General features: G+C 69.2%; 17 protein-coding genes. 5 read left to right on the top strand and 12 right to left on the bottom strand.

The window, feature by feature from the left end:
- Positions 1-46: 46 nt before the first annotated feature.
- Both pulA and RS84_RS04510 read right to left on the bottom strand, forming a co-directional pair.
- On the bottom strand, positions 47-6,187 hold the full coding sequence (gene pulA, locus RS84_RS04515; RefSeq protein WP_082062036.1) for a pullulanase-type alpha-1,6-glucosidase: 6,141 nt from the start codon (positions 6,185-6,187) through the stop codon (positions 47-49).
- Positions 6,188-6,374: 187 nt separating this feature from the next.
- Positions 6,375-6,941 (bottom strand): TetR/AcrR family transcriptional regulator, encoded by a 567-nt coding sequence (locus RS84_RS04510; protein ID WP_045256561.1) that lies wholly within the window; start codon positions 6,939-6,941, stop codon positions 6,375-6,377.
- 105 nt (positions 6,942-7,046) lie between these two features.
- Between RS84_RS04510 and RS84_RS04505 the strand changes: the two genes are divergently transcribed.
- Entirely contained in the window at positions 7,047-8,261 is a 1,215-nt protein-coding gene (locus RS84_RS04505) for an FAD-dependent monooxygenase (protein ID WP_045256560.1), read from the top strand.
- 185 nt (positions 8,262-8,446) lie between these two features.
- On the opposite strand, the gene RS84_RS04500 is transcribed toward RS84_RS04505, so the two are convergent.
- Positions 8,447-9,631, bottom strand: a complete 1,185-nt coding sequence (locus RS84_RS04500; RefSeq protein ID WP_045256559.1) for a thiolase family protein — start codon at positions 9,629-9,631, stop codon at positions 8,447-8,449.
- 136 nt (positions 9,632-9,767) lie between these two features.
- On the opposite strand from RS84_RS04500, the gene RS84_RS04495 reads away from it, so the two are divergent.
- Positions 9,768-10,355: an antibiotic biosynthesis monooxygenase gene (locus RS84_RS04495; RefSeq protein ID WP_045256558.1), complete on the top strand. Its 588-nt coding sequence runs from the start codon at positions 9,768-9,770 to the stop codon at positions 10,353-10,355.
- 10 nt (positions 10,356-10,365) lie between these two features.
- On the opposite strand, the gene RS84_RS04490 is transcribed toward RS84_RS04495, so the two are convergent.
- On the bottom strand, positions 10,366-11,247 hold the full coding sequence (locus RS84_RS04490; RefSeq protein WP_045256557.1) for a LysR family transcriptional regulator: 882 nt from the start codon (positions 11,245-11,247) through the stop codon (positions 10,366-10,368).
- 75 nt (positions 11,248-11,322) lie between these two features.
- On the opposite strand from RS84_RS04490, the gene RS84_RS04485 reads away from it, so the two are divergent.
- A complete protein-coding gene (locus RS84_RS04485; RefSeq protein ID WP_045256556.1) occupies positions 11,323-11,988 on the top strand; it encodes a type 1 glutamine amidotransferase domain-containing protein in 666 nt (221 codons plus the stop codon).
- Between the two features lie 85 nt (positions 11,989-12,073).
- Here the strand turns inward: RS84_RS04485 and RS84_RS04480 are convergent, their stop codons facing one another.
- The 4 genes from RS84_RS04480 to RS84_RS04465 are packed head-to-tail and all read right to left on the bottom strand — an operon-like array spanning position 12,074 to position 17,507.
- A complete protein-coding gene (locus tag RS84_RS04480; protein ID WP_045256555.1) occupies positions 12,074-14,398 on the bottom strand; it encodes a glycoside hydrolase family 3 N-terminal domain-containing protein in 2,325 nt (774 codons plus the stop codon).
- A gap of 52 nt (positions 14,399-14,450) precedes the next feature.
- A complete protein-coding gene (locus RS84_RS04475; protein WP_045256554.1) occupies positions 14,451-15,284 on the bottom strand; it encodes a carbohydrate ABC transporter permease in 834 nt (277 codons plus the stop codon).
- On the bottom strand, positions 15,281-16,201 hold the full coding sequence (locus RS84_RS04470) for a carbohydrate ABC transporter permease (protein WP_045256553.1): 921 nt from the start codon (positions 16,199-16,201) through the stop codon (positions 15,281-15,283). The genes RS84_RS04475 and RS84_RS04470 overlap by 4 nt, the downstream gene beginning before the upstream one ends.
- A 1-nt stretch (position 16,202) precedes the next feature.
- Entirely contained in the window at positions 16,203-17,507 is a 1,305-nt protein-coding gene (locus RS84_RS04465) for an ABC transporter substrate-binding protein (RefSeq protein ID WP_045256552.1), read from the bottom strand.
- A gap of 183 nt (positions 17,508-17,690) precedes the next feature.
- Between RS84_RS04465 and RS84_RS04460 the strand changes: the two genes are divergently transcribed.
- Together RS84_RS04460 and RS84_RS04455 are read left to right on the top strand one after the other, a co-directional pair.
- Positions 17,691-18,770: a LacI family DNA-binding transcriptional regulator gene (locus RS84_RS04460; protein WP_045256551.1), complete on the top strand. Its 1,080-nt coding sequence runs from the start codon at positions 17,691-17,693 to the stop codon at positions 18,768-18,770.
- Positions 18,771-18,861: 91 nt separating this feature from the next.
- A complete protein-coding gene (locus RS84_RS04455; RefSeq protein ID WP_082062034.1) occupies positions 18,862-20,982 on the top strand; it encodes an RICIN domain-containing protein in 2,121 nt (706 codons plus the stop codon).
- A gap of 81 nt (positions 20,983-21,063) precedes the next feature.
- Here the strand turns inward: RS84_RS04455 and RS84_RS04450 are convergent, their stop codons facing one another.
- The 4 genes from RS84_RS04450 to RS84_RS04435 form a co-directional block, all read right to left on the bottom strand.
- Positions 21,064-23,889 carry a discoidin domain-containing protein gene (locus RS84_RS04450; RefSeq protein ID WP_045256550.1) on the bottom strand — a complete coding sequence of 942 codons (2,826 nt, stop codon included), beginning with the start codon at positions 23,887-23,889 and terminating at the stop codon, positions 21,064-21,066.
- Between the two features lie 193 nt (positions 23,890-24,082).
- Positions 24,083-24,931 (bottom strand): inositol monophosphatase family protein, encoded by an 849-nt coding sequence (locus RS84_RS04445; protein WP_200891972.1) that lies wholly within the window; start codon positions 24,929-24,931, stop codon positions 24,083-24,085.
- A gap of 11 nt (positions 24,932-24,942) precedes the next feature.
- A complete protein-coding gene (locus RS84_RS04440) occupies positions 24,943-25,731 on the bottom strand; it encodes an HAD family hydrolase (RefSeq protein WP_045256548.1) in 789 nt (262 codons plus the stop codon).
- Between the two features lie 32 nt (positions 25,732-25,763).
- Positions 25,764-26,612, bottom strand: coding sequence for an inositol monophosphatase family protein (locus tag RS84_RS04435; protein WP_045256547.1), 849 nt, complete (start codon positions 26,610-26,612; stop codon positions 25,764-25,766).
- Positions 26,613-26,632: the final 20 nt, after the last annotated feature.

Below are 26,632 nucleotides of genomic sequence, written 5' to 3'. Positions count from 1 at the left end.
AAGTCGGATGCCGGGAGGTCAGGCGCCGTCAGACCGCCTGCCGGGATCAGCCCCCGAGCGAACCACGGCGCAGGACCCGAAGCATCCCGCCGACGACCAGCAGCAGCGCCGCGAGGAGCGCAAGGCCCCAGGGAAGCGTCGCCCCCGTGGAGGCGAGACCCGCCGGCGCGGAACCGGCGCCGGCGACCGCCGATCCCGCTGAGGGCGCCACCACGGTCAGCGTCGCGCTGACCGGCTCACGCCCTTCGGCGGTGATCACGAGCGTGTGTGCTCCCGGCGCGAAACCGGCGGGGATCGCGACGTCGAAGCTCACGGTCCCGTCGGCGCCGGCGGCGGGGATGCCGTGGATCTCGATCGGGTCGCTGTGCAGCGTCGCCGCGATCTGCTCTCTCGCGGCGAGCCCTCGCACCACCGCCGTCAGCACGCTGCCCTGGAGGACCTTGTCGGTCGACAGGTGCACCGTGGCGGCCGCTGAAGCGGGTCCGCCCTGGTCGTCGACGAGCACGGCGACCGAGCGGGCGGGTACCGTGACCGTGCCGGTCGCGGCATCCCACGTCGTGGTCTTCACCACGGCATCCGATCCGTTCGCCTGCGCCGGGGTCAGCGCGAACGAGCGGCCGGCGAGCCCTGACACCGTCTGGGTCGCGGCGGACGGCGAGGCGTTGAACACGACCAGCGCACCGTCGAGCTCGGGGTCGACGTCGTCACCGACGAGGTCGTCGATCTGCATCACGATCACGCCGGGCGCGGCATCCGCTCCTCCGTTCGGGAAGGTCACCTTCTGCTCGATGAGATCCGCCGATCCGAGGCGCAGCAGGTCGACCTCGTCGCGCACGCGGAGCAGATCGAGAGCGGATGCCTCGGCCGCCGCCATGTCGGCAGCGCCCGGCTTGAGGGCCGGGTTCTCCAGCAGCGGCGCCATGAGCGGCCACTTCTCCTGGTTGTCCGCCGCGGTCGGAAGGCCCGAGCCGAACGTCGACTCCTGACCTGTCCAGTCGATGCGGTTGAACCAGTCGCCCGAGTTGTAGCTGTTGCGATCGAGCGACTTCGAACGCAGCAGCTCGGTGCCGGCGTGCCAGAACGAGGGCGACTGCGACAGGGTCACTGTCGCGAGCTCGAGCGTGTTCATGCGCACCCGGTCGGCCATCGAGGTGCCGACCGGCAGCTTGAACACCGAGAGGTCGTAGAGCGTCTCGTTGTCGTGCGCATCGACGTAGTTGATGACCTCGCCCGGCTCGTCGGCATAGCCGGCCGCAGATCCGCGGTAGTCGATGTCCTCGCCGGCGGTGATCTGCCCGTCGCTCGTCATGAACGTGAAGTCGCGCAGATTGCCCGCGAGTCCCAGCTTCACGAGATCGGTCTCGTGGCCGAGGTCGGCCAGCGCCTGCTCGGTCGTGCCGTTGATCGGATCGCCGTTCGGGTCGGTGCCGAGACCGGTGCCGAAGCCCTGACGGAAGGTCGAGGTGCCGTCGACGGGGCTGCCGCCGTGCACGGCGTCGCGCAGGCGGTCGTTGAACGTGCCGATGCCGGTGCCGCCGAGCTGCCCCTGCGTGGCCTGTTCGAACAGGGCGTTGTTCGCGACCTCGCCGAAGTTCCAGCCCTCGCCGTACAGGTAGATCTTCGAACCGTCGACGCCGTCCTCCTCGAGGGTGAGTGCGTCGAGCGCGTCGCGGATCGCCTGCATGTTGGTCGTGGAGTGGTGCCCCATGAGGTCGAAGCGGAACCCGTCGACCTTGTAGTCGCGCGCCCAGGTGACGATCGAGTCGACCATGAGCTTCTGCGCCGCGAGGTGCTCGGTGGCCACGTTCTGGCAGCAGGTCGAGGTCTCGACCGAACCCGCGGCGTTCAGGCGGTGGTAGTAGCCGGGCACGACCTGGTCGAGCACCGAGGTGTCGGCCTCGCCGGATGCCGCGGTGTGGTTGAACACCTGGTCGAGCACGACCTGCAGACCCATCTCGTGCAGTGAGCCGACCATCGAACGGAACTCGCTCACGCGCGCCCCGCCGTTCGCGTCGACCGCGTACGAGCCCTCGGGCGTGGAGTAGTGGTAGGGGTCGTAGCCCCAGTTGAAGCCGTCCTCGTCGGCTGTGGCCTGCACGCAGGCCTGCTGCTGATCGGATGCCGGCCCGAACGACGCGAGGTCGCAGTCGGGGGTGGCCTGCGCCGCCCGGTCCTCCTCGATCGTGGCGAGGTCGAACGAGGGCAGCAGGTGCACGGTGTTGATGCCGGCGTCTGCGAGCTCACGCAGGTGATCGGTTCCGGCGCTCTTCTCGGTGAATGCCAGGTAGGTGCCGCGCTCGTCCTCTGGCACCGTCTCGTCGCTGATCGAGAAGTCGCGGATGTGCAGCTCGTAGATCGCGCGGTCCACCGACTTCGCGACAGACGGCGACGCGGTCTTCTGCCACGTCTTGGGCTTCCACGCCTTGTCGTCGAGGTCGATCGCGACCGAGCGCTCGGAGTTCGGGGTGAGGGCGACCGAATAGGGGTCGGTCACCTGGTTGGTCTCGATCCTGCCCGTGCTCGGCGCGAAGACCGTCACCTCCCACAGGTACTCGACGCCCTTGAGGCCCTTGTCGCCGTTGACCGTCCAGGTGCCGGATGCCGCGTCCCACGTCGCGTCGTGACGCTGAGGGTCTCCGGACGATCCTGCCGCCCAGGTGAGCAGGCTCACGCTCTGCGCGGTCGGCGCCCACAGGCGGAAGGTCGGCTTCTTGCCCGTGAACGTCACGCCGAGATCGACCTTCTCGAGCGCGTTCGCGTAGAGATCGTCGAGCACCCCCGGGATCTGCACGCCCGTGAAGGCCGTGAGCGCTCCGGCCGGGTCGCGCTGGGCGACGGCGAGCTGGGCGCGCACGAGGGCCGCGGCATCCGCTCCGTCGACCTTCAGCGCAAGATAGCCCTTGAGAGCCGGGAACTGCGCGAGCTGGGCATCGGTAAGGCCGCCGTCGATCACGCTCAACGCGATCGGGTCGCCACCGGCGACCTCACCGTCGGTCACCGCGAGCGAGGCGTCGGCCGAGGAGTACAGCTGATACGCGGCCTTGTCGGTCGTGCCCAGGTTCGCAGGCCACGCGATCGTCGCCGCGTCGATCCAGTGCGCGCGGGATTCGCCGGTGCCGGGCAGCGGCGGGTCGGTGCTGACGATCTCGAGCACATGGGTCGCGAGCGTGTAGCGGAACGTGGTGACCTTGCCCTCGGTCGCGCTGAACGAGATGTTCGCGCCTCCCGGAGCGCCGTCGGCGCCGTAGTTCTCGGTCCAGCTCAGGCCGTGCGCGACCTTGAGCTCGTAGGCGCCTGTCGGCAGCTCGTCGGTCGCGAACTCGTACACGCCGTCGCGGTCGCCGTCGGCCATCAGCGTGGCCAGGCAGTCGGGCGACCAGTCGGCCGCGCAGCCGAGCTCCGACTGCTCGGATCCGGGCAGCGTCACGATGGGGCCCTCGGACGTGGACTGCACGATGTTCGTGCGCGGGTCGAAGTAGAAGGTGATCGGGCCGCCGGCGTGATGCACGGAGACATTCGATCCGTCCGGCACGCCGTTCGCGCCGTAGTTGATGGCCCAGCTGCCGTTGATCGCGGCCTTGTACTCGTAGTCGCCGGCGGGGAGATCGAAGGTTCCGGCCCACACGCCGTCGGCGCGCAGCGTGAGCTTCGCCTTCTCGCACGCGGGATCCCAGTCGCCCGCGCAGCCCATCTCGGAGTTGAGGCTGCCCGGCACGGTGACCATGTCGATCGGCGACTCGGGCTCTTCGGGCGCGGTGAGGGTGACGGCGTTGCCGACAGAGGCGAAGGTGGATGCTGCGGAGTGGTGGCCTGCGGCATCCGTCGTCACCGCGCGGTACTCGACCAGGGTGCCCTTCTTGAGACCCGCGATGTCGTGGAACACGCGCGGGTCGGTGTCCTCAGCGGTGCCGAGAGCGTGCCACTCGTCGCCGCCGGCGACGCGGTAGGCGAAGCTCGTCTGCGTCCACTGGTCGGCGATGGTCGCCTGCACGGCGGACTGACCGGTGACGCCGGCTCCGGCCGCGGGCACGCTGATCGTGACGGGAGCGGCCTCGGCGGGTGCCGTGACGGTCTTGTCGGCCTTCCAGACGACAGCCGAGAGAGCCGGGACGGTGATGCTGGTGGCGGCACCGGCATCCGTCGTCAGCGCCGCACCGTCGCCGTAGAGCACGCTGTAGCCGGCGTCGGCGGTGAGCGTCTTGAGGTCGACGGTCTGCGCGCTCGTGGCGTTGTTGACGGCGACGAGGTACTCGACCTTGTCGGAGGCGTCGACCCGCGAGAACGCGTAGACGCCGGCGCCGGATGCCGCGTACCGCTCGATCTGCGCGCCGTCGACGAGCGCGGGGTTGCTCTCGCGAAGGGCCGAGAGGCCGGCGATGTGCTGGTAGAGCTCGCCGTCGGTGCCGTAGCGGTCGACCGAGCCTGCCTGCTCTCCGGTGACGAGCTTCTGGTTCGCGTAGTCGCTCACCTGCGATGCGAACATAGTCTGCCGCGCGTCCTTGTCACCGCCGGGGCCGGCGAAGCCCTGCTCGTCGCCGTAGTAGACCACGGGCTGACCGCGCGTGAGGAACATCAGGTCGTGCGCGAGCTCGTCGCGCTGCACAGCGCTGTCGGTGTTCTGCAGGAACGATCCGACCCGGCCCATGTCGTGGTTGCCGAGGAAGGTGGGAAGCGCCGTGGCGCTCGTGTCGGAAGTCGTGTAGCGGTCGTCTCCTGCGAACAGGCTCTGCAGCCCCTTGGCCGAGTTCCCGGAGGAGTAGCTGACGGCCGACGACTGGAACGTGAAGTCGAGCACCGAGTTCATGTCGGTGTCGCGCACGTAGGGTGCGAGCTTCACGGGGTCGGCGTCGTAGACCTCGCCGAACATGAAGAAGTCGTCGTTGCCCTTGGAGTGCGCGTAGTCGAGCACCTCGGTGGCGAACTGCTGCCAGAACTCGAAGTTCACGTGCTTGACGGTGTCGATGCGGAAGCCGTCGATGCCCAGGTCGACCCACTTGTCGTAGACCTGCACGAAGCCGTTCACGACGGTCGGGTTCTCGGTCATGAGGTCGTCGAGGCCGCTGAAGTCGCCGTAGGTGACCGACTCTCCCGACCAGGTCGAGTCGCCGCGGTTGTGATAGAGCGTGGGGTCGTTGAGCCACGCAGGCGTCTTGGCGTCGGGGTCGGTCACGACGGGCGTGTAGGGGAAGCTCGTGGCGGGGTCGAGCGTCGGGAAGTCGCCGGTGCCGGCGTAGTCGGCCGGGTCGAACGCCGTGCCGTTCGCATCCTTGTACGGGCTCGTCGCCTGGTCGATGTAGTCGTACTTCTTCTGCGCGTAGTCGATGACGTCGGCGGTGTGGTTGGTGATGATGTCGAAGTAGACCTTGATGCCGCGGGCGTGCGCGTCGGCGATCAGCGCCTGCAGCTCTTCATTGGTGCCGAGATGCGGGTCGATGCGGGTGAAGTCGGTGACCCAGTAGCCGTGGTAGCCGGCGCTCGCGTTCGCCCCCTCGCCCTGCACCGGCTTGTTCGCGAAGCTCGGGGTCAGCCAGATCGCGCTCGTGCCGAGGCCTTCGATGTAGTCGAGGTTGTCGCGGATGCCGGCGATGTCGCCGCCCTGGTAGAAGCCCTTGTCCGTGGGGTCGAAGCCGGTGGTGAGGCGATCACCCGTGAGACCGCCGGTGTCGTTCGACGTGTCGCCGTTCGCGAAGCGGTCGGTCATCACGAAGTAGAACTGCTCGCCCGCGCCGGTCTGGCGCACGGGCTTCGAGATGAGCGCATCGTCTTCGCTCGTGTAACCGGCGCGGAGGTCTTCGACCTCGACTCCGACCCGGTGGATGTTGTCGTCGAACGTGAACCGCAGAGTCGCGGGGCCGGCGATCGTCAGCGGGATGTTGTCTCCGCCGCCGTCGAGTCCGTAGGCCTCGTCCCAGCTGTCATTGAGGGCGACCTTGTACTCGTAGGTGCCGGCCGGCACTTCGAAGGCCGCGCTGTAGATGCCGGCCGCACCCGTGGGCGCGAGCTCGGTCTGGGTGCAGTCGGGTGCCCAGTCTGCGGCGCAGCCGAGTTCGGACTGCAGGTCGCCAACGAGGGCAGCCGTTCGCTCCGCGGCGGATGCCGGGGCGGTGCCGATGGCGGCCAGTGCGGTGGCGATCAGCGCGGCCGCGGTGAACGCGGCTGTGCGGCGGGTGTTGGTCGTCTTCGACACGAGTGCTCCCTGGGAGGTGGGAGGGCACGGCGACGTGCCCGGATGCTGTGCTCGTGAAGTTATCAGTTGGCCGAGAGGTTCTGCAAGCGCTTCCAGTCAGAATCTCGCTCGATATGCGCGTTGCTGGCGTTCCGCACCTCCCTTTACGCAAGCGCTTCCAGAACGTGTGGGCGGGGTGCCGCTCGTGTCAGTCCCGAGCGAGTGCGGTGACTGCGAGGGCGAGCTCGGCGCCGCTCGGCAGCGACTGCGGGTTCATGAGCCACATGATGCCGAGACTCTGCACGAGGGCGAAGTCGAGCTTGGCCACGGCCTGCACCTGCGCGTCGTCGAGCTCGGGGTGAGATGCCCGCAGCTGCTCGGCGATGCCCTGATACCCCTGCTCGGCCGCGTCGCCGAGTGCACGTGCGCCATCGGCGTCGCGCAGGACGCGCACGGTGTTCTCGAGACTGGCGAGCAGGGCCTCGCGGTTCTCGGCGAACACGGTGGGAATGCGATCCCACAGCTGAGCGAATCCGTCGAGCATCGGCAGCGCAGCGGTCTCGCCCACGATCGCCTCCATGCCGTCGCCGATGCCGTCGCCGACCGACTCGAGGAGCGCGGCCGTCACCAGCTCGTCCTTCGAGCCGAAGTGGTAGCCGATCGCGGCGAGGCTCACGCCCGCTTCCGCCGCGATGTCGCGAGCGGTGACCTTGGCCACTCCTCGCTCGAGAATCGCTCGGCGAGCACCGGCCAGCAGGTCTTCGCGGTTTCCCATGCGATGAGCCTATCGGATTCTCAGACATTCGTATTAGACAGATGTGCAAGTCCTGTGTTAGACATCTGTGTGAGACAAATGTTCAATTCACCACGGGAGCATCCGATGACCAGCAGCACCCCCACGACCCACATCCTGATCTCCGGCGCGGGCATCGCCGGACTCGCCCTCGCGCTGCAGCTTGTGCGCGGCGGCATCCGCACCACGATCGTCGAACAGGCCGCAGGCCCGCGACCCGGAGGCCAGGCCGTCGATCTGCGCGGAGCGAGCCGCGACGTCGCCGCCCGCATGGGCTTGACCGAGGCGATCGAGCCGTACCGTGTGCACGAGAAGGGACTCTCGTATGTCGACGGGCGGGGCCGCGTGTTCGGCCGCATGTCGATGGAGGCCTTCGACGGCAAGGGCGCGGTCGCCGAAGTCGAGATCGCCCGTGGCGACCTCGCGGCCGTGCTGCGGCGTGAGCTGGTGGCCGCAGCGGACGGACTGCTCGATCTGCGCTACGGCGACCGGATCATCGCGGTCTCGCAGGATGAATCCGGCGTGGACGTGCGCTTCGAGCATGCGGATGCCGCGCGCTTCGACGTCGTCGTCGGCGCGGATGGTGTGCACTCCTCGACGCGACGACTCGTGTTCGGCGGCGAAGAGCAGTTCCGCACCTATCTCGGCGGCTACGCGGCGTTCTTCACGATGCCGACGCCGGACGACATCGAGGAAGGGTGGTTCTCGATGCGGTTCACGCCCGGGACGACGTTCGGCATCCGCCCAGACCTCGATCCGGCCACGGCCAAGGCGATGCTCACGCTGCGGATCGACCGTGACCCTGCCCTGCGCGGAGATCTCGCGGCGCAGAAGGAGCTCATCCGCCGCGCGCTGCACGGGGCCGGCTGGCACGCCGACACGATCCTCGCGGCGATGGATGCCGCGGATGACTTCTATTTCGATGAGCTCGTGCGCATCGACGTGCCGAACCCTGTGAGCGGACGTGTGGTTCTGATCGGCGATGCCGGCTCGAGCGGGTCGCCGATGTCGGGCATGGGCACGGCCACCGCGCTGATCGGCGCGTGGCTGCTCGCCGAGCGGATCGCCGCAGGCAGGGGCGACCTCGACGGCGCGCTCGCCCGATTCGCTGAAGATGTCGCACCGTTCGCCGAGAACGGCAAGACCCTCATGGGCGGCGGCATCGAGCGCATGGTTCCCGAGACTCGGCTTCAGGCCGCCCTGCTGCGCGCAAGCATGGGGGTCATGCTCTCACGCCCGATGCGTCCGCTTGTACGGCGGATGTTCGCGACCGCCCAGGCGGACCTGCCGCTGCCCGAGTGAACGGCGAGTTCGCCGGGCGTTCACCGTCCGGACACGTTCGCCGACTACAACTGCTTCTGCGCGGACGAAGGCTTGGACCGGATCGGGTAGTCACAGCATCCGCGCACTGCGGCCTTCTTCACGGCTCGCACAAGACCCCCGCCGAATCGGGTCGGCGGGGGTCTTCTCTGTCGGCGGACGCGCCGCTACACGCGCTCGATGATCATGGCGTTCGCCATGCCGCCGCCCTCGCACATGGTCTGCAGACCGAGGCGCCCACCGGTCGCCTCGAGGTGGTCGATCAGCGTGCCGAGCAGCCGGGTGCCTGATGAGCCGAGGGCGTGCCCGAGGGCGATCGCGCCTCCGCGCGGGTTGAGCCGGGCGGGATCGGCGCCGAGCTCGGCGGCCCAGGCGAGCGGCACCGAGGCGAAGGCCTCGTTGACCTCGTAGGCGTCGAGGTCGTCGATCGTGAGACCCGAGCGCTCGAGCACCCGACGCGTCGCCGGGATCGGGCCGGTGAGCATCATGAGCGGGTCGTCGCCGACGACGTCGAACGCGCGGAACCGCGCCCGCGGCGTCAGGCCGAGCTGCTGCGCTCGTTCCGCGCTCATGAGCAGTGCGGCGGAGGCGCCGTCGGTGAGCGGCGAGGAGTTGCCGGGCGTGATGCGCCAGTCGATCTCGGGGAAGCGGGCGGCGAGAGCGTCGGTGCGGAAGGACGCAGGGAGCCCCCCGAGCCTGTCGACCGTCGTGCCCTCGCGCACGGTCTCGTCGGTCGCGGCATCCGGCGCCTCAGGCACCGCGATCACGGTGCGCTCGAAGAAGCCGTCCTGCCAGGCCCGCGCGGCACGGGCATGCGACTCGGCGGCGAAGGCGTCGAGGGCGTCGCGCCCGAGCCCCCACCTGTGCGCGATCAGCTCGGCGCTCACCCCCTGGTTCACCAGCCCCGACCGGTATCGCTCCCGCAGCCGCGGCGACATCGGCGACCCGCCCGCGGCCGAGGCGCCCAGCGGAACCCGGCTCATCGACTCCACTCCCCCGACGACCACGATGTCGTTGTGCCCTGCGGCGATGCCGGCCGCGGCGAAGTGCACGGCCTGCTGACTCGAGCCGCACTGACGGTCGATCGTCGTGGCGGGCACCCGCTCGTCGAATCCGGCCGCGAGCACGGCCTGCCGCGCGATGTTCATGGACTGATCGCCGACCTGGCTCACGCATCCGAGCATCACGTCGTCTACCTGCGTCGACTCCAGGCCGTTGCGCTCGAGCACCGCCGCGAGCACGCCCGCCGCGAGGTCGACAGGGTGCACATCCGACAGCGACCCTCCCGGCTTGCCTCGGCCGACGGGGGTGCGGACGACATCGATCAGGACGGCTTCGCTGCGCGTGCTCATGCCTCCATTCTCGCCCTCCGCCGGGCGCCGCAGGGCCGCCGGCAACCGAATTAGAATCGAGGTGCGCCGCGACCCTGGCGCCGACCATCTCGACGCGCCCGCGACCCGGGCCGCCTGCTCTCTCCGAGGACCCACCATGTCCAGCGAACCCATCACCGTGTCCATCCGCCGCGAGGTCGACCCCGAGCGCATCGCCGAGGCGACCGCGTGGGTGCAGACCGGCGTCAATCTCGCCAACCGCTACCCCGGATTCCTCGGGTCGGGGTGGGTGCGCGCCGGCGAGGACTCGCACGTGTGGCACATGCTCTACCGGTTCGCGAACGAGGAGACCCTCGACGCGTGGGAGCAGTCGGCCGAGCGCGAATGGTGGAAGTCGACGGGCGAGGGCTTCGTCCGCAGCGAGCGCTCGCGTCGCCGCTCGGGCATCGAGGGCTGGTTCGACGAGCCGACGACCGGCACGATCACCGTGCCGACCGCGAGCGGTGCGACGACCACCGTCTCGGTCGTGCACACGCCCCCGCGGTGGAAGCAGGCGGTGTCGATCTGGCTCGGGTTCTTCCCCGTGAACCTCGCCTTCACGTACGCGATGAGTCCGGTGCCCGGATGGGATGCCGTGCCGATCTGGCTGCGCGTGCTGGCCACGACGCTCGTGCTCACCCCGATCATGACCTACTGGGTGCTGCCGTGGGTGACGCGCTCGCTGCGCAACTGGCTGGCCCGCTGACGTCACCCGATCAGAAGTCGGCGACGGCGGCGCGCAGCGCCCGGTCGACCACGTCGACTCCTGCGACAGGGGGGCCGGGGCGGCGCACCAGGAACAGCGTGTTGATCGGCGGGTCGTCGGTCGGGCGCAGCTCCACGAGGCGCCCATCGGCCAGCTCGTCGGCGATCAGATAGGTGGGCAGCACCGTGACGCCTGCCCCGGCGACCGCTGCCGCGGCGAGCGCGCGGAGGTCGGGCATCACGAGGTCGGGCTCGCGGTCGAGCCGCTCACCGAACACGTGCCGCCAGTAGCGGCGCAGGATCGGCAGGTCGTGCGCGTAGGCGAGCAGCGGGTGCTCGAGCCTCGGGCTCTCAGCGGGTTCGATGCCCAGTGCGGGAGCGGCCACGAGAGCGAACTCCTCGTCGCACAGAGCGGGGGCCGGCAGCCCTCGGCCGCGCGGGCGCACCGCGGAGATCACGAGGTCGAGGCTGCCGGTGCGCAGCTGCGCGAGCAGATCATCGGCGAGACCGGGAGTGACGGCGAGACGCAGCCCCTGGGCGATCGCGGGGGCCAGCGCCGGCATCGCCACGCGCTCGAGGAACTCGGCTGCACCTCCGAGCCGCAGCGGGGAGGCGGTCGCCTCAGCGCCGGCGATGAGAGCCAGCTGGTCCAGAGGCCCGGCCAGCCGCGTTGCGAGATCGTCTGCGCGAGGAGTCGGGCGGATGCCGCGCGCGTGCCTCTCGAACAGCGGCTCGCCCATGTGCCGCTCCAGAGTCTGCAGCTGGGCCGTCACCGAGGACTGCGCCAGGCCCAGCATCCGAGCGGCCGCCGAGACCGAGCCCGAACGGTGAGCCGCGAGAAACGTCCGCCACAGCGCGAGGTCGCGCAACCCATCGGAATTCCGATCGCTCATATCGTGAATCTATCGGAATCGCCCGGTCACGGCATCCGTTCTCCCTGATACACCTCACCGAACTGGAGTTCCGACATGTCCCACGTCCTCTTCGTCGTCACCGCCGCCCGCACCTGGACCCTCGCCGATGGCACCGCACACCCCACCGGCTACTGGGCCGAGGAGCTGCTCGCGCCCTACGAACTGCTCACCGCCGCCGGTCACGACGTGTCGTTCGCGACGCCCGGCGGCATCGCGCCGGTCGCCGACGCCGGGAGTCTCCGCGACGGCGACGCCGATGCCATCGCCGCGATCGACGGCCTCGCCTCCCCGCTCGTGCTCGCCGCCGTCGACCCCGCGGCGTACGACGCCGTGTACTACCCCGGCGGCCACGGACCGATGCAGGATCTCGCGACGGATACCGACTCCGCAGCGCTGATCACCGCGACGATCGCCGGCGGACGGCCGCTCGCCGCGGTATGCCACGGCCTCGCAGCTCTTCTCCCCGCGCGCGACGCCGAGGGCCGCCCGGTCGTCGCCGGCCGCACGATCACGGGCTTCTCCGACGAGGAGGAGCGCATCGGCGGCCTCGCCGACCGCGCGCCGTTCCTGCTCGAGTCCTCGCTGCGCGAGCTCGGCGCCGACATCGCCGTGGCGGAGCCGTGGAGCGACCACGTCGTGGTCGACGGACAGCTCATCACGGGCCAGAACCCGCAGTCGTCGGCATCCGCCGCCGCAGCCCTGGTCGCGGCGCTCGCCTGAGGCGATCGACCAGCCCCGGCATGTCGGGTCGCAGTTCGTGCCGCTCTCCTCGATGAGGCGGCGCGAGCTGCGACCCGAAGCGTGGTCAGCGGCTGACCGAGACGGGCGTCGTCAGGTGCGGACGCGGCACGACGCGCATGTCGCCGGTCATCTGCACTCGCACCGCCTCCGTGTCGCGACTCGACGGGCCCACGCGCAGCACGATCTCGCCCGGTTCGACGATCCGCTGCAGCCCCCGCCCTGTGAATGCGGTTCGATCGGCGTGCACTTCGAAGCGCACGCGAGCCGTCTGCCCCGGCTCCAGGGGCACGCGCGTGAAGCCGATGAGCTGCTGCACCGGCCGCGTCACCTGGGCGACCGGGTCGCTCAGATACAGCTGCACGACCGCAGCACCTGATCTGTCGCCGCCGTTGCGCACCGACACCGAGAGCTCGACTGCGCCGTCGGTCGTCATCGAATCCGCCGAGAGCCTGGTATCTCCGAACTCGAACGACGTGTACGACAGCCCGAATCCGAACGGATACAGCGGAGTCGTGTCAAGGTTCGAGATGCCGTCGCTCGCGTGCCCCAGCGGCGGCGCCAGGTAGGTGTGCGGCTGACCGCCCGGCGAACGGGGGATCTCCACGGGGAGCCTCCCCGAAGGATTCACCCGCCCGGAGACGACCCCCGCGATCGCAGAGGCTCCCTCCTCACCGGGCATGAACGCCTGCACGATGGCCGCGCACCGGTCGACATAGGCCCCCAGGGCGTACGGGCGCCCGGAATTCACGACGAGCACCACCGGCGTGCCGGCGGCGAGCACCGCCTCCACGAGATCGTGCTGTCGACCGGGCAGCCGCAGATCTTCGACATCGCAGCCCTCGCCGCTGGTGCCGTTGCCGAACAGCGCCGCGAGGTCTCCGACTGCGAGCACCACTGCGTCGGCGGCGCGGGCCGCTTCGACGGCATGCGCGATCCCGGTGATGTCGTCCGCGAGGATCGGAACACCGGGCGCGTACGTGATCTCCGCCGCAGGGAACTCGCCCTGCATGCCGTCGACGAGCGAGGGCACCTCGATCCCGAGATGAGGACCGTGGTGCGCCATCACGTGGTTCGGGAAGGAGTAGCAGCCGAGGAAGGTGCGGGGCTCGGCGGCGCATGGCCCGATCACAGCGAGGCGCTGCGATGCGCCGAGGGGAAGGGTGCCGTCGTTGTGAAGCAGCACGACCGCCTCTTCCGCAACGTGGCGTGCGAGCGCCCGATTGCTCGCGCTGTCGAGATCGCGATCGGGCTCGGCCGGTACGGCGGCAGCGGGGAGCGCGTCCTCGCTCGGGGCGTCGAGCAGGCCCAGCTCGGCCTTCTGCGTGAGCACCCTCAGGAGGGCTCGGTCGATCAGGGCCTCATCGAATTCACCCCGCTCGACGGCGATCCGCAGGCGGCGATACGCGTCGGCGTCCGGCAGCTCAACGTCGATGCCCGCGGTCATCGCCAGTGCCCCCGAGGCCGCGCGATCGGGCGTCATCCTATGCATGATGTCGAGGAACGGGATCGCCCAGTAGTCCGACACCACGGTTCCCTCGAATCCCCACTGCTCCCGGAGCACTTGGGTGAGCAGGAGAGCGGATGCCGCAGCCGGCTCCCCATCGATGTCGGAGTAGGAGTTCATCACGCTGCGCGCACCGCCTCCGCGGATCGCCATCTCGAACGGCGCCAGCACGACGTCGGCGAACTCGCGCGGTCCGATGCTCACCGGGGCGTGGTTGCGACCCGCGCGGGAAGCTGCGTATCCCGCGAAGTGCTTGAGAGTCGCGATGATCCCGGCCGATTGCAGGCCCCGCACATAGGCGCTGCCGACCGTTCCGACGAGGTAGGGATCTTCGCCGATCGTCTCCTCGACACGGCCCCAGCGATAGTCGCGCACCACGTCGAGCAGAGGCGAGAGCCCCTGATGCACGCCGACAGCGCGCATGTCCGCGCCGATCGCCGCACCCACCTGGCTGATGAGATCCGGGTCGAAGGTGGCTCCCCACGAGAGCGGAGACGGATACACCGTCGCCCCGAAGGCGGTGAAGCCCGTCAGGCACTCTTCATGGGCGACCGCCGGGATGCCGAAGCGGGATGCCGCCGCAATCCGCTCTTGTGCCGCGCGCAGCGCCGAAGCTCCCTGCCGGGGAGTCACGGGTGCTGTGCCGAAGGGCCGGGTGAGCTGGCCGAGGCCGTGAGCGATGGCCTCGTCGAAGGGCCGACGGGCCTCGTCGAACGCGTGCTGCAGCGGGGCGACATCGCCGTCCTCGCTGGAGCCGGCCCCCGCGGGGCGGTCCCAGAAGCTACCGAGCTGAGCGAGCTTCTCCTCGATGGTCAGCTCTGCGGCCAGTGCGGCGGCGCGCTCGCGCGGGCTGAGGGCACGGTCGTGCCACGGGAATGAGATCATCACGATTCTCCTGAGGTCGAGCGCCGGGCGGCGCGGTTCTAGAGCCGGGCCGTCACTTGCCGAAGCCGGCTGTCAGCCCGGACACGAGCTGGCGGCGGCCGACGATGTACGCGGCGAGGATGGGCAGCGCGGAGAGGACCACGGCCGCGAGGACAGCCGGCACGTTCATGGTGAACTCGCCCTGGTACGACCACAGTGACAGCGGCAGCACTCTGGTCTCCGCGCTCTGTGTGAGGACGAGGGGGAACAGGAACCCGTTCCACACGCTGAGCGCGTTGTACACGCCGACGGTCACGAGAGCGGGCTTCGTCATCGGGATCACGAGACTCCACAGGATGCGCAGCTCCCCCGCCCCGTCGACGGTCATCGATTCGAACAGCTCGCCGGGGATGTCGCGCAGGAAGGTGCTGAGGATCAGCACCGACAGCGGGATCGCGAAGGCGACGGACGGCAGGATCAGCGCCCACAGAGTGTCATAGAGACCCAGCTGCACGATGAGGTAGTACACCGGGATGATCGTCGCCTGGATGGGGATCGCGATGCCGAGGAGAAACAGACGGAACACCCGCGAACTCCAGCGGGAGCGGTTGCGTACCACGGTGAACGCGGCGCCCAGCGCGACGAGAAGCGTGACCGCGACCGTCGAGATGGTCACGACGAGCGAGTTGCCGATGTAGCGTCCGAAGTCGTTGCCGATCACCGTCGCGTACGCGTCGAGCGTCGGGCGGCTCGGCAGCGACAGCGGTCTCTCCTGGTAGAAGTCCTCGCGGGGGCGCAGGCTCGTGACCACGATGAAGTAGATCGGCAGCAGCACGATGGCAAGCCACAGCCAGCCGAGGATCCCTGCGGCGATGTTCGGACGTCCGTTCAGCGCCGAGGTGCTCATGCGCCCTCCATCTGGCTCTCCATCCGGCCGGTGCCGGAGAGACGGTTGAGGCCCAGCGCGATGCTGAGGCCGACGACGACGAGGATGACGGCGACCACGCTCGCGCCGCCCATGTCATAACTGCGGAAGCCCCGCAGGTACATGTCAAGAGGCAGGATCCGGGTCGCATAGCCCGGTCCGCCTCCGGTGAGGACGAACACCAGATCGAAATAGGTGAGCGAGCCGACGATCATCAGAGTCGAGGAGGTGATGATCGTGTACTTCAGCTGCGGAAGCGTGATGTGCACGAACTGCGCCACCCGCCCGGCACCGTCGATCGTGGCCGCCTCGTACAGGGACGGCGGGATCTGCCTCACCCCTGCCTGATACAGCAGCGAGTGGAAGGGGATGAAGCTCCAGGCGATCACGACGAGGACCACGCCGAGGGCGAGATCGGGGCGCCCGAGCCAGTCCAGATCGAGAAAGGGCAGATCCTGCCCGACGCCGAAGTTCGGGTCGAGGAGCGACTTGAAGACGATCGCGATCGCCGCCGCCGAGAACAACTGCGGCAGGAAGAACAGCACCGAGAGCACCGCGCGGTAGCGCTGACGCCCGGCCATGAACACGCCCAGCAGCAGCGACAACGGCGCCTGCACGAGCCAGGAGCCGACCGTGAGCAGGGCCGTGAGCCAGAAGGCGTTCAGCACCACAGGGTCAGCGAAGACGCGCCCCCAGTTGTCGAATCCGCTCCATGTCGGCGTGCCGAGTCCGTCCCACTCCATGAAGGAGAGCACGAGCACGCCGCCCAGCGGGATGAGGGCGAAGCCCAGGAACAGCAGGAGGGCGGGGGCGGCGAACCAGAGGGACGGACCCCGCCGCACCCGGCGGGAAGGCAGCGCCCTCCCGCCGGGTGCGATGAGTGCTTCGGTCGCGGTCATGTCAGAGCGTCGCGTTCATGGCCTCGGCGAACTGCTCCGGCGTGATCTCGCCGAGGAAGATGCGGCTGAGGTTGTCGAGCAGCGGCTGAGCCTGGTCGCTGGGCAGCGCCTGGTCCCACGAGAGCTGGAAGTGCGGCGCATCCTTGACCATGTCGTACACGAAGCTGAGGTACTCCGGCTCGTCGGATGCCGCGATCTTGTCCTCCAGTCCCCTTAGCGGCGGGACTGTCCCGATCTTGAGGAACGCGTCGACGGCCTCGTCGGAGAAGGTCTGGTCGACGAGGAAGTCGATGGCCGCCTTCTGCTCGTCCTTCGAGGCGGATGCCGAGACGGACCAGAAGTTCGCCGGGTTGCCGACGATGTTCGCCGGGTCGCCCGCACCGCCGTCGACCGCGGGGAACGCCGCGAAGCCGAGGTCGCCGGCCTTCACGAAGTCCGCCGCATTGTTCACGAAGTCCGGATACACCCACGCGCCCTGCAGGATGAAGGCCGCCTTGCCCGTGTGCACGAGAGCGGTGTCGGCGCCGCCGTCCGCGACCACCGAGCCGAAGCTGTCGCCGAAGGCGCCGGCATCTTTCAGCTCCTGGATCTTCGTCAGAGCCTCGATGATGGCCGGGTCGCTCCACGCGTCCTTCTCGCCGTCGAGCACGCGCTGGAAGACCTCGGGGCCGCCGATGCGGTCGGTGAGGTACTGGATGTACATGAGCTCGGGCCACTTGCTCTGCCCGGCGAGCGCGATCGGGGTGACGCCCTCGCCCTTCAGCACGGCGACGTCCGCGAGCAGCTCGTCGTAGGTGGTGGGCACGTCGAGCCCCGCGTCCTTCAGGATCTTCGCGTTGTAGTAGAAGAGCACGGGCTGGCTCTGATTGTTCGGGATCGCGAACGTCTTGCCGTCGATCTCACCGTTCGCGACGACGGACGGCAGGATACGGTCACGCAGTTCGGCGGTCTGCTCCGAGATGTCGACGACCGAGCCGTTGGCGGCGTAGTCGGCGAGCGTGCCACCGGCCCACGAGAAGACCAGGGTGGGCGCGTTGCCTGAGCCGACCGCCGTGCGGATCTTCTCCTTGTACGCGTCGTTCGCGAACCACTCGACATCGATCTTCTGATCGGGATTGGCGGCGTTCCATTCATCGAACGACTTCTTGAACACCTCTTCCGATCCGCCGGTCAGCGCCCAGGCGCTGGCTCCATCGGATGCGGGCGCGCCGCCGGGGCGATTGCCACCGCCGCACGCGGTGAGGCCGAGCGCGAGCGCGCCGGCGGAGAGGACTGCGAGGGACCGGACGAGTGTGGTGCTTCTCATTGCCGTGGACCTTCCTTGGTTCGGGTGAGTTCGGGTGACTTCAGGCTGCGTCGACTGAGCATCGCGCCCTTCGAGAACTTTCGAAACTTCTGCTTGACTCGGTGCGCAGCAACACTAACGTTGAGGCGTACACCGCCGTCAATGCCGTCGAACTATTCCGAAAAGCTTTCGAGAGGTCCACTCATGAACGAAGCAGCCTCGCGCCCGGCATCCGCACGAACCGGACGCCGGACGACGCTGCGGGCCGTCGCCGATCTGGCGGGCGTGTCGATCGCCACGGCTTCGAAGGTCGTGAACGGACGCTCGGATGTCGCGAGCGAGACCCGGATGCTGGTCGAGCGAGCCATCGAGACGCTGGGCTATGTGTCTCAGGGCGAGCGCCAGCAGTCGCTGCAGGCGGCCGGCGAGTCGAGCGTCGAGCTGGTCGTCGAGCCGAAGGACGCCTCTCTGAATCCGTATCTCGCGACGTTCCTCGGCGGAGCACTGGAAGCCGCGGAAGAGCTGCGCGTCGCGCTGATCGTGCGCCCGTTCGGAACCGCATCCGCCCGCGCGCCCGTCGAGTGGGCGCGGGACCTCGCCCGAGCCGGCCGGTCCGGCGTGATCGAGGTCACGAGCGCATACTCTGCCGACCGGGAGCATGCGCTGGGGCGTGCCGGCCTGCCCATGGTGCTCGTCGACCCGCTCGATGTTCCCCGCACCAACACCCCCAGCATCGGTGCCACGAACTGGGCTGGAGCGTACGAGGCCACGAGACATCTGATCGAACTCGGCCACCGGGACATCCGCTACATCGGCGGCCCCGCGGGCGCGCACTGCAGCGTCGTGCGCGGGCACGGCTGGGCGGCGGCCATGGCCGAGGCAGGGTTGACAGCCGATGTCTCCGACCTGTCGCCCGGAGGCTTCACGTTCGAGCACGGACTCGAGGCTGCCACGGCGATGCTCACCGCGACCCAGCCTCCCACCGCCATCTTCGTCGGCAGCGATGCGTCTGCGATGGGCGTGCTGGAGGCCGCCCGCGTGCTCGGGCTGTCGGTGCCGGCGGACCTCAGCGTCGTGGGCTTCGATGACACGATCCTCGCCCGCAGCAGCAACCCGCAGCTGACCACCGTTCACCAGCCGATCGCGGCGATCGGACGCACCGCCGTCGCGACGATCGTGCGGCTCTCCCGCGGCGAGACGGCGCCCACCAAGCGCGTGGAGCTGGCCACCCATCTCGTGGTCCGCAACTCCACGGCCGCGCCGCCTCCGCACCGCCGGCGGTGACGGCCGGCGAGCGAAAGCATTTCGGGTTTCACCGATGACGGCCGGTTCTCTGCTCTGATTACACGCGTCACCCGCTCAGAGAGGAGCTTCCATGCGCCCGTCCACGCGCCGCCTCACCGCATCCGCGACCGTCGCGATCCTTGCCATCACCACCTCACTCGCCACGGCATCCGCGGCATCTGCCTACCAGCCGACGCCCGGCGACCTCTACGTCGCCACGGACCCGGCATCCTGCAACAAGTCCCCGTGCGTTCTCTACCCGAAATCGACGCAGCTGCCCAGCGGCCGGATCCTCGCGACCTTCGAGGACAGCCAGAGTGCCGTCATCGGTCAGGACCTGCCCGTGTTCAAGAGCGACGACCTCGGCGCGACCTGGCAGAAGCTCGCCGATGTCGGCGCACCCGCCGCGCTCTCCGCTGACCCCGCTGTGGACAAGTACACCAGCAACTGGACCAACGCGTACCTGTACGTGCTGCCGCAGACCGTCGGCGACCTCGCGGCGGGGACTGTGCTGCTCGCGAGTGTAGTCTCCGGCGACGACGAGTACTACACCGAGCAGAAGGCGACGAACCCGAGCTGGAAGCCCACCGGCGATGGCGATCGCCGCGATCTCGCGATCGCGCTGTATGCGAGCGCTGACGAGGGCGCAACGTGGCGCTTCGTGAACATCGTGGCTGCCGGCGGCTGGCAGGGCGGCAGCGCCGGCGCCATCGGCCGTACGTCCGCCGCCAACACGACCAAGCAGGTCGATCCGGTGTGGGAGCCGTATCTGATGGTCCATGGCGGGCAGCTGGTCGCGTACTACTCGGACGAGAACGATTACCTCGGGTATGACGCGACCACCGGTGTGGCGCAGCTGGACCCCGCCAACGCCACAGCCCCCGACTCCGGTGGACAGATCCTCGCCCACCGCACGTGGGACGGCACCGCTGCCACGGCATGGAGCGCGCCGGTCGTCGATGTCGCGGGGCTCACCCAGGACCGCGGCAACGGCAAGACGCAGATCGGCGGCGGTCGCCCCGGCATGGAGACCGTCGTCCCGACCACCGACGGCAAGTGGCTCGTCACCTACGAGTACTTCGGGGGCGGCGACAACGTGCACCACAAGATCTCGGATGACCCGCTGCGGTTCTTCGCCACCGGCGGAAATGCCGGAGCCAACATCTCCGCCCTCCCGATCGCATCCGGGCCGACGCTGTCGAAGGGCGGCAGCCCGGTGCTCACCACCTTCCCGGACGGCCGGATCGTCTACAACGCCGCCGGCAGCACGATGGTGTGGGTCAACGAGACCGGGCGCAGCGACGGCGGGTGGAAGGCGTACCAGACCACCATGCCCGCGGGATACAGCCGCAATCTCCAGCCCGTGGCAGGGACAGGACGGCTCCTCATCCTCCAGGCATCGTGGGGCGGAGGAAGCATCGGTCCGGTCAAGTTCGGCGAGGTCGATCTCGGGCGCTCGGACGGCGAGTACTTCACTCTCGTCAACAGGAAGACCGGGCAGGTGCTGGCCACGGTCGGCGACAGGACTCAGGACGCGAACCTGACGGGAGACGCGCCCGACGTGGCCCTGCGCCCTCGTGACGACGGCAACATGACCAGGAAGTGGCACATCGTGGACAAGGGCGGCGTCGTCACGCTGCTGAACGGCGGGGGCGGCCGCTCGGTCGCCACCTGGACGGGCAACGCCGTCGCGGGTCAGAAGCTGGCGCAGTGGGTCGACGACGGCGGGAACGACAAGCAGTGGACCGTCATCCCCGGCGCGGACGGCTATGTGAAGCTGAGATCCGTGCGCAACACCGCGCTGTTCATCACGGGTGCGGCGGCGGACAGCGCAGTGACCCTTCAGGCGGGCATCGACTCCGCAGCGGATGCTGCGGCCGACGATTCGCAGGAGTGGATGCTCGTCTCCGATTCGCCGCCCGCGGCCCCGACCGCCAGCTACTCGGTGTACACGCGCTGCGTCGCATCCGGCGTCGTCCTGGTCGTCCAGTCGACCAGCACCGACACCCGGCCGATAGACGTGCAGGCGACGACCGCGTTCGGCACCCGCACGGCCACGGCGATCGCCGCTGCCGGCAACGTCAGCCAGTCGCTCACCACGCGGCAGCGCACGCTGCCGGCCGGATCCGTGACGTTCCGCGCCTCGGTGACGGCGGACACCGCTCTCACATCGACACAGACGCTCTCCTATCAGGGTCGCACCTGCGGCTGACTCCGCCGACGTGCTCAAGTCGCGAACTGGTCGAGTTCTCCTGAGGATCTCGACCAGGTTCGCGACCTGACGCGTCCCGACTCAGCCGCAGGTCGCGGCCGGGTACCCGACCGTCAGCGTCTGGTCACGGGCCGTGACCGTCACCTCTCCCGCGGAGATGGCCGCAGATCGCGTCGCCGCGGTGGCCGACCGGCTGCCGTCGGGGGCGATCGACGAGATCTCCCTCGTGCCGTACGGGGTCGCGACACCGGCATCCGTCGCGTCCGCGCCCAGGTTGTGCACGTTCGTCACGAGCTGCACCTTGCCCGCCACGCAGCGGGTGGAGATCGCCGCCGACACGTCGGAGGCGGCCTCCCCCACCGCCAGCACCGGGATCTTGAGGTACGAGCCGGGAGTCGCGAACGTGATGCGCACGGCTGAGGCGAGAACGGGAGTGAATGCGATCGAGGTCGGCTTCCCGTTCGCGCTCGGCACGACGTTCTGCGCGCCCGTCGCGTGCCAGGCGCCCTTGTCGTCGCGGTACTCGACGCCGACGCCGGCGATCGTGCCCTCGATGTTGGTGAAGCCGATGCGGTCGACGACGTGCGCCTGAGCGGGCTCCACCGTGAACGTCGCGGAGGGCTTCGTGGTCGACGCCCAGGTCGACCACGAGGTCGCGGCGCTGCCGTCACAGGCGTTCGCGGCAGGCATCGTCGCGTACTCCGTCTGATGGAAGCTCGCGAAGACGGTCGTTCCCGCGGCCGAGCAGATGTCGCCGCCCCCGTCGGCGCCCCAGATCTGCACCTCCGAGATCGACTGCCAGGTGCTCGTCGCCGTCGTGAGCTGCAGGCGGATGCCGTTCGTCTGCGGCAGGGCGGAGAGGTCGAGGGTCGCGACAGGAGCGGATGCCGCGGCATCCTGCACCAGGCCGACCGATGCACCTGAGGAGACCCAGTCGCCCGCGGCGTTCAGGTACTCGGCCGCCACGGTCGAGGGCCAGGTCGCGCCCGCGCCGTCCTTGTAGGTGTGCACGACGACCTGGTCGACGTCCTGCGCGAGCGGCCAGGAGAACGAGAGCCAGCTCGACTTCGGATACGCACCTCCGGCCACCCAGTCGTCCCAGCCCTTGCCCTTGACGTTGCCGTCGACCAGCGTGGCGCTCAGCTCTGAGCGGCTCGAGACGGCGACCGCCGATCGAGGGGCGAGATTCACGATGCCCTCGGTGGCCACGTCGATCGTGCGGGTGAAGGTTCGGCCGGGGCCGAACTGCGCATCGGCCGCGAGAGTTCCCGTGATGGTCTGCGTGCCGCGCTCGGCGAAGGAGGTCGCACTCCACGTCACGGCCGTCTCAGTCGTCGCACCGCCCACGGAGACGGGCACGGTGGCCGGCAGCGACCCGCCGAAGTCCTCCCCCGGCTCGACGCTCGCCGGCAGCCCGGCATCCGTCACGCTCCAGATCTCCTCGCCTGCGCCCTTGTCGTCCCAGTACGACGCGTCCCATCCGCTCGCCCACCGGGCCGGGTTCTCGACGGCGGGGTTCCGCATCTCGGCGCGGCCGTTCTCGCCGATCGTGATCGGCAGCCACACGTACGTCGAATCGGCCTCACCGCGGTTCCAGCGGTCGCCCATGTAGACGAACCGCCCGCCGCCGAGATCCAGCACGTTGGTGGACTGCGAGCCGAACGTCGTGCGCCGGGTGTCGCCGACCGACAGCAGACCGTCGCCGCCCTCGGGGATCGAGCTGTACGAGACGTTCTCGTTCGCGTCGCCGCTCTGCACTCCGCGGATCCACGATCCCAGGATGCTGTCCGAGGTGTAGTAGGTCTGCGGGTTCGGACCCCATCCGGTCGCGCCGGAGGCCACGGCGTAGTACCTGCCGCCGTGCTGGAAGAGCGCGGGCGCCTCGAGCATGCCGCACTCCTTGACGATCTGGAAGTCCTGGCCGCGCACGGGCGCATCCGACGAGCCGTCGGCGAACAGGTACGGGAAGCGGCCGTCCTCCGAGTACTGATGCGCATTCGCCATGTCCGTCGACGTGGTGTGCGTGACGTTCGTGTACGAGGCGTCGAGCTCGGCGACATACAGCGAGCGGTTCTCCTCCGAGGAGTAGACGATGTACGCGGTGCCGTCGTCATCCTGGAACACGGTCATGTCGCGGGCCTGGCCTGGCACGGCCGCCGAGGTGCACGCCTTGTAGTCTGTGCGGTTCGGCATCCGGTACACCCCGGTGAGCCGGAACGGCCCGGTCGGGCTGTCTGACACCGCGACGCCCGCCATCGAGCGCGCGTACATGCTGCCGCCTGCGGTGGTCTGACCGTCTGAGTGCCACCACAGCACCCACTTGCCGGTGCTCTCGTTGTAGAGGACCTTGGGGCGCTCGAAGATCGTCGTGAGGTCGGCGGCGTCGTTCGTGTCGAGATGGTAGGCGAGTTCGGCGATGCGATCGGCGCGCGGCTGACCGTCGTCGTCGACCGTGTCGTAGAGGGCGTCGAAGTAGTCGGATTCGAGATCGGATGCCGCGGACACCGCCCTCATCACGACGCCCTGGTCCTGCCAGTTGAGGGTGTCGTAGGACTTGTAGGCGTGCACCCCGGGGCTGCCGTAGTAGCCGTTGCTGCGGTCTTCGCCGTACCAGTAGTAGACCGTGCGCCCCTCTTCCGACCCTGTCACGACATCGCCGCCCGCGACGCCGAGCTCCTGCGCCGAGACGATCGCGCCGCCGTGCGCCTGGATGTGCGAGCCGTTGTCGTCGAACCAGAACGGGGCGAAGTAGCCGGCGGCGGTGGCGCCAGGGTCCTGGATCGCCGGATACGCCGTGTAGGTCGTCGGATCGCCTGTGGGGACCTCGGCCTGCGCGGATGCGGCGGCCACCATGCTCAGCGCGACGGTGAGACAGGTCGCCGCGGCGACCGTCCTGATTCTCTTCATGCCACTCCCTCGTGATCGGAGCGACCTCGCTCCGCATGTTGACGTCAACTGAGTTGACGTCAACACACATACAACCAGATCACGGCGCTCACCGGAAGCGTGTTTCAGGAGCGGCCCCTGCCTTCCTTCGAATCGCGCGAATGGCGGCATCCGACCCCGGAAAGGGTCATTCGCGCGATTCGAAAGGGAGGGGTCAGCCAGCCGCGGCGTAGGCGGAGGCCATGTCACGGCCCCGCGCCGCGATGTCGCGGGCGATCGCCATCAGGGTCGGGTACGAGCCTCCTCCTCCGACCGCGACATAGCCGCGGTGGTCGTAGGAGTGCTCCGGCCGCTCCTGCTGTCCGACAGCCAGCGGGATGTACGTGCCGCCCGCCTGCGTCACGATCAGCTCGGCCGCGCTGATGTCCCACGGGTTCACGTTGAAGCCCGCCGCGGCATCCGCCCATCCGGCCGCGACGTGCGCGAGGGTGAGCGCCGCGCTGCCAGGGCGCCGGACCGCACGGAACGCGAGCACGAGCTCCGCGAAGTCCTTCAGCGCGTCGCCGCCGTGCGCGGCGAGCTGGCGGGCGTTCGGGTAGCCGGTGATGAGCGTCGCCTCGGCCTCGCCGGGGGCGGCCACCGACCGCAGGGTCTCGCCGTTCAGCCAGGCGCCGCCGAGGTCGGCCGAGAACAGGTCGTCGGCCATCGGATCGAGGATCGCCGCCGCGACCACCCTGCCGTCGACGGCCGCGGCGACCGAGACGCACCAGAACGCGATGCCGTCGATGAAGTTGCTCGTGCCGTCGATCGGGTCGACGAACCACGAGACGCGCCCGTCCCCCACAGCCCCGCCTTCTTCGCCGAGGATCCGCGAGTCGGGCTCGTGCTCGAAGATGTACGCCGAGATGGTCTTCTCGGCGTTCTTGTCGTGCACGGTCACCACGTCACGCGCATCGCGCTTGTGGTCGACCGTCATCGCACCGCGGAACGCCGCGCGCAACTGCTCCTGCACCGACCGGGCAGCGCCCTCGGCCACGGCTCGCAGGTGGCGCGACTGCGTCATCCCCGCATCCGTCATGCTGCACGCTCGAGAGACACCCGCAGCAGTTCGCGCAGTCCCCAGGGATCGGCCACGATCGCGTCGGCCTTGACCGTGAGCTCGTACGGCAGATCGTAGGTGCTGCGCGCCTCCATCAGGATGTTGCCGCCGACGCCGGCTCGCGCGCCGCACAGCACGTCACGGTCGAAGTTGTCTCCGACGTACCAGCACGTCGCCGCGGTCTCGCCGATCGCCCTGGCGCCGAGGTGGATCATCTCGGGGTTGGGCTTGCGGACCCGGACCTCGTCGCTGTAGATCTGCTCGACGAAGCGGTCGGTGAGGTGGTTGCGGGTGAGGAAGTCGCGATGCACCTGGCCCATCAGCGTGTTGCTCACGATCACGACGGGGATGGATGCCGCGTCGGCGAAGTCGAGCACCTCGATGAAGCCGTCGCGCGTCACGCGCTCCTGCTTCATCTCTCCCATCTCGCGGCACAGCTCCTTGGCGTTGTCACGCACGTACTCGCGAGTCCGCACCGGCCAGTCGCCCGCGACGAATCCCTCCCAGAACTCCTGGTAGGTCAGTTCGACCGGCGCGAACGGCCGCGACATCGCGTCCTTCCAGCGAGAGTCGGCCTTGGCGCCCTCGCGGATGTCGCGCTCGATGTCGGCGACCCCCAACTGGGGTGACCCGGCATCCGCCGCCGCCAGGCGCTCGTGCACGAGCTGAGCCATCTTCGACTGCCAGCCGGGACGGTTCGCGGTCTCGACGATCACGCCGCCGAAGTCCACAAGCAGTCCACGGGGCTTGATGAGTGCTGTCATTCTTCTGTTTCTCCTCGAGATGGGATGGTCGGTCAGCGACGCGGCGGCGGGTTCGACGCGTCGTAGCGCGCCGACCAGCTCGTCATGACATCGGAGAGCGTCGGGTAGTCGCCGCCCTCCCCGGTCGCGTAGTAGTCGGGTGCCGTGTGGAAGGGATCGCGGTCTGCGCCGCCGGCGAGGCCGCGGATGCTTCCGCCGGCCTGCTGAAGGATGAACCCGCCTGCGGCGATGTCCCACGAGTTCGTGTAGAAGCCCATGGTCGCATCCGCCCAGCCCGCAGCGACGTGCGCCAGGTTCAGCGCGCCGCTGCCGAGGTTGCGCACGGCCTGGAAGGAGGCGACCAGGCGGGACTGGGCCTCGTAGGCGCTCTCGCCGAAGAGCCAGGTGTCCTTCGGATTCGGGAAGCTGGAGACCAGCGTGGCGTCGATCTCGTCGGCCGCGGCGCGCGAACGCAGGGGGTCGTCGCCGAGCAGCGCTCCGGTCAGATCGGCGCTGAACACGTTGTGCGCCATCGGATCGAAGACGACACCGGCGACGACCCGCCCGTCGACGACGGCCGCGATCGACACGCACCAGTAGGCCAGACCGCGGGCGAAGTTGGAGGTGCCGTCGATCGGGTCGATGTGCCACTGCACCCGGCCCGCACCGCTGACCCCTCCTTCCTCGCCCACGATCATGGAGTCCGGATGCTCGCCCACGAGCATCCGGACGATGCTCTCCTCGGCCGCCTTGTCGTGAACCGTGACGATGTCGTGCGCATCCCGCTTGAAGTCCCGCAGCATCGGCGCACGGAACGCCGCGCGCAGCTGGTCACCCACGCCGAGTGCCGCGCGGACGGCGGTGAGCCTCAGCATCCGGGATTCGGAGAGCACGTCGTTCATCAGGGTTCCGTTCGGTGTCG

Source organism: Microbacterium hydrocarbonoxydans (assembly GCF_000956475.1).
Taxonomy (GTDB): Bacteria; Actinomycetota; Actinomycetes; order Actinomycetales; family Microbacteriaceae; genus Microbacterium; species Microbacterium hydrocarbonoxydans_A.
The sequence above is the reverse complement of the archived record's forward strand: the minus strand, read 5'-3'. Positions and strand labels throughout refer to the sequence as shown.

What these genes read in the sequence shown, in the direction of transcription:
- RS84_RS04510 (WP_045256561.1), bottom strand. Translation starts at nt 6,941, where the DNA reads ATGGGAAACCGCGAAGACCTGCTGGCCGGTGCTCGCCGAGCGATTCTC.
- RS84_RS04505 (WP_045256560.1), top strand. Translation starts at nt 7,047, where the DNA reads ATGACCAGCAGCACCCCCACGACCCACATCCTGATCTCCGGCGCGGGC.
- RS84_RS04500 (WP_045256559.1), bottom strand. Translation starts at nt 9,631, where the DNA reads ATGAGCACGCGCAGCGAAGCCGTCCTGATCGATGTCGTCCGCACCCCC.
- RS84_RS04495 (WP_045256558.1), top strand. Translation starts at nt 9,768, where the DNA reads ATGTCCAGCGAACCCATCACCGTGTCCATCCGCCGCGAGGTCGACCCC.
- RS84_RS04490 (WP_045256557.1), bottom strand. Translation starts at nt 11,247, where the DNA reads ATGAGCGATCGGAATTCCGATGGGTTGCGCGACCTCGCGCTGTGGCGG.
- RS84_RS04485 (WP_045256556.1), top strand. Translation starts at nt 11,323, where the DNA reads ATGTCCCACGTCCTCTTCGTCGTCACCGCCGCCCGCACCTGGACCCTC.
- RS84_RS04480 (WP_045256555.1), bottom strand. Translation starts at nt 14,398, where the DNA reads ATGATCTCATTCCCGTGGCACGACCGTGCCCTCAGCCCGCGCGAGCGC.
- RS84_RS04475 (WP_045256554.1), bottom strand. Translation starts at nt 15,284, where the DNA reads ATGAGCACCTCGGCGCTGAACGGACGTCCGAACATCGCCGCAGGGATC.
- RS84_RS04470 (WP_045256553.1), bottom strand. Translation starts at nt 16,201, where the DNA reads ATGACCGCGACCGAAGCACTCATCGCACCCGGCGGGAGGGCGCTGCCT.
- RS84_RS04465 (WP_045256552.1), bottom strand. Translation starts at nt 17,507, where the DNA reads ATGAGAAGCACCACACTCGTCCGGTCCCTCGCAGTCCTCTCCGCCGGC.
- RS84_RS04460 (WP_045256551.1), top strand. Translation starts at nt 17,691, where the DNA reads ATGAACGAAGCAGCCTCGCGCCCGGCATCCGCACGAACCGGACGCCGG.
- RS84_RS04455 (WP_082062034.1), top strand. Translation starts at nt 18,862, where the DNA reads ATGCGCCCGTCCACGCGCCGCCTCACCGCATCCGCGACCGTCGCGATC.
- RS84_RS04450 (WP_045256550.1), bottom strand. Translation starts at nt 23,889, where the DNA reads ATGAAGAGAATCAGGACGGTCGCCGCGGCGACCTGTCTCACCGTCGCG.
- RS84_RS04445 (WP_200891972.1), bottom strand. Translation starts at nt 24,931, where the DNA reads ATGACGCAGTCGCGCCACCTGCGAGCCGTGGCCGAGGGCGCTGCCCGG.
- RS84_RS04440 (WP_045256548.1), bottom strand. Translation starts at nt 25,731, where the DNA reads ATGACAGCACTCATCAAGCCCCGTGGACTGCTTGTGGACTTCGGCGGC.
- RS84_RS04435 (WP_045256547.1), bottom strand. Translation starts at nt 26,612, where the DNA reads ATGAACGACGTGCTCTCCGAATCCCGGATGCTGAGGCTCACCGCCGTC.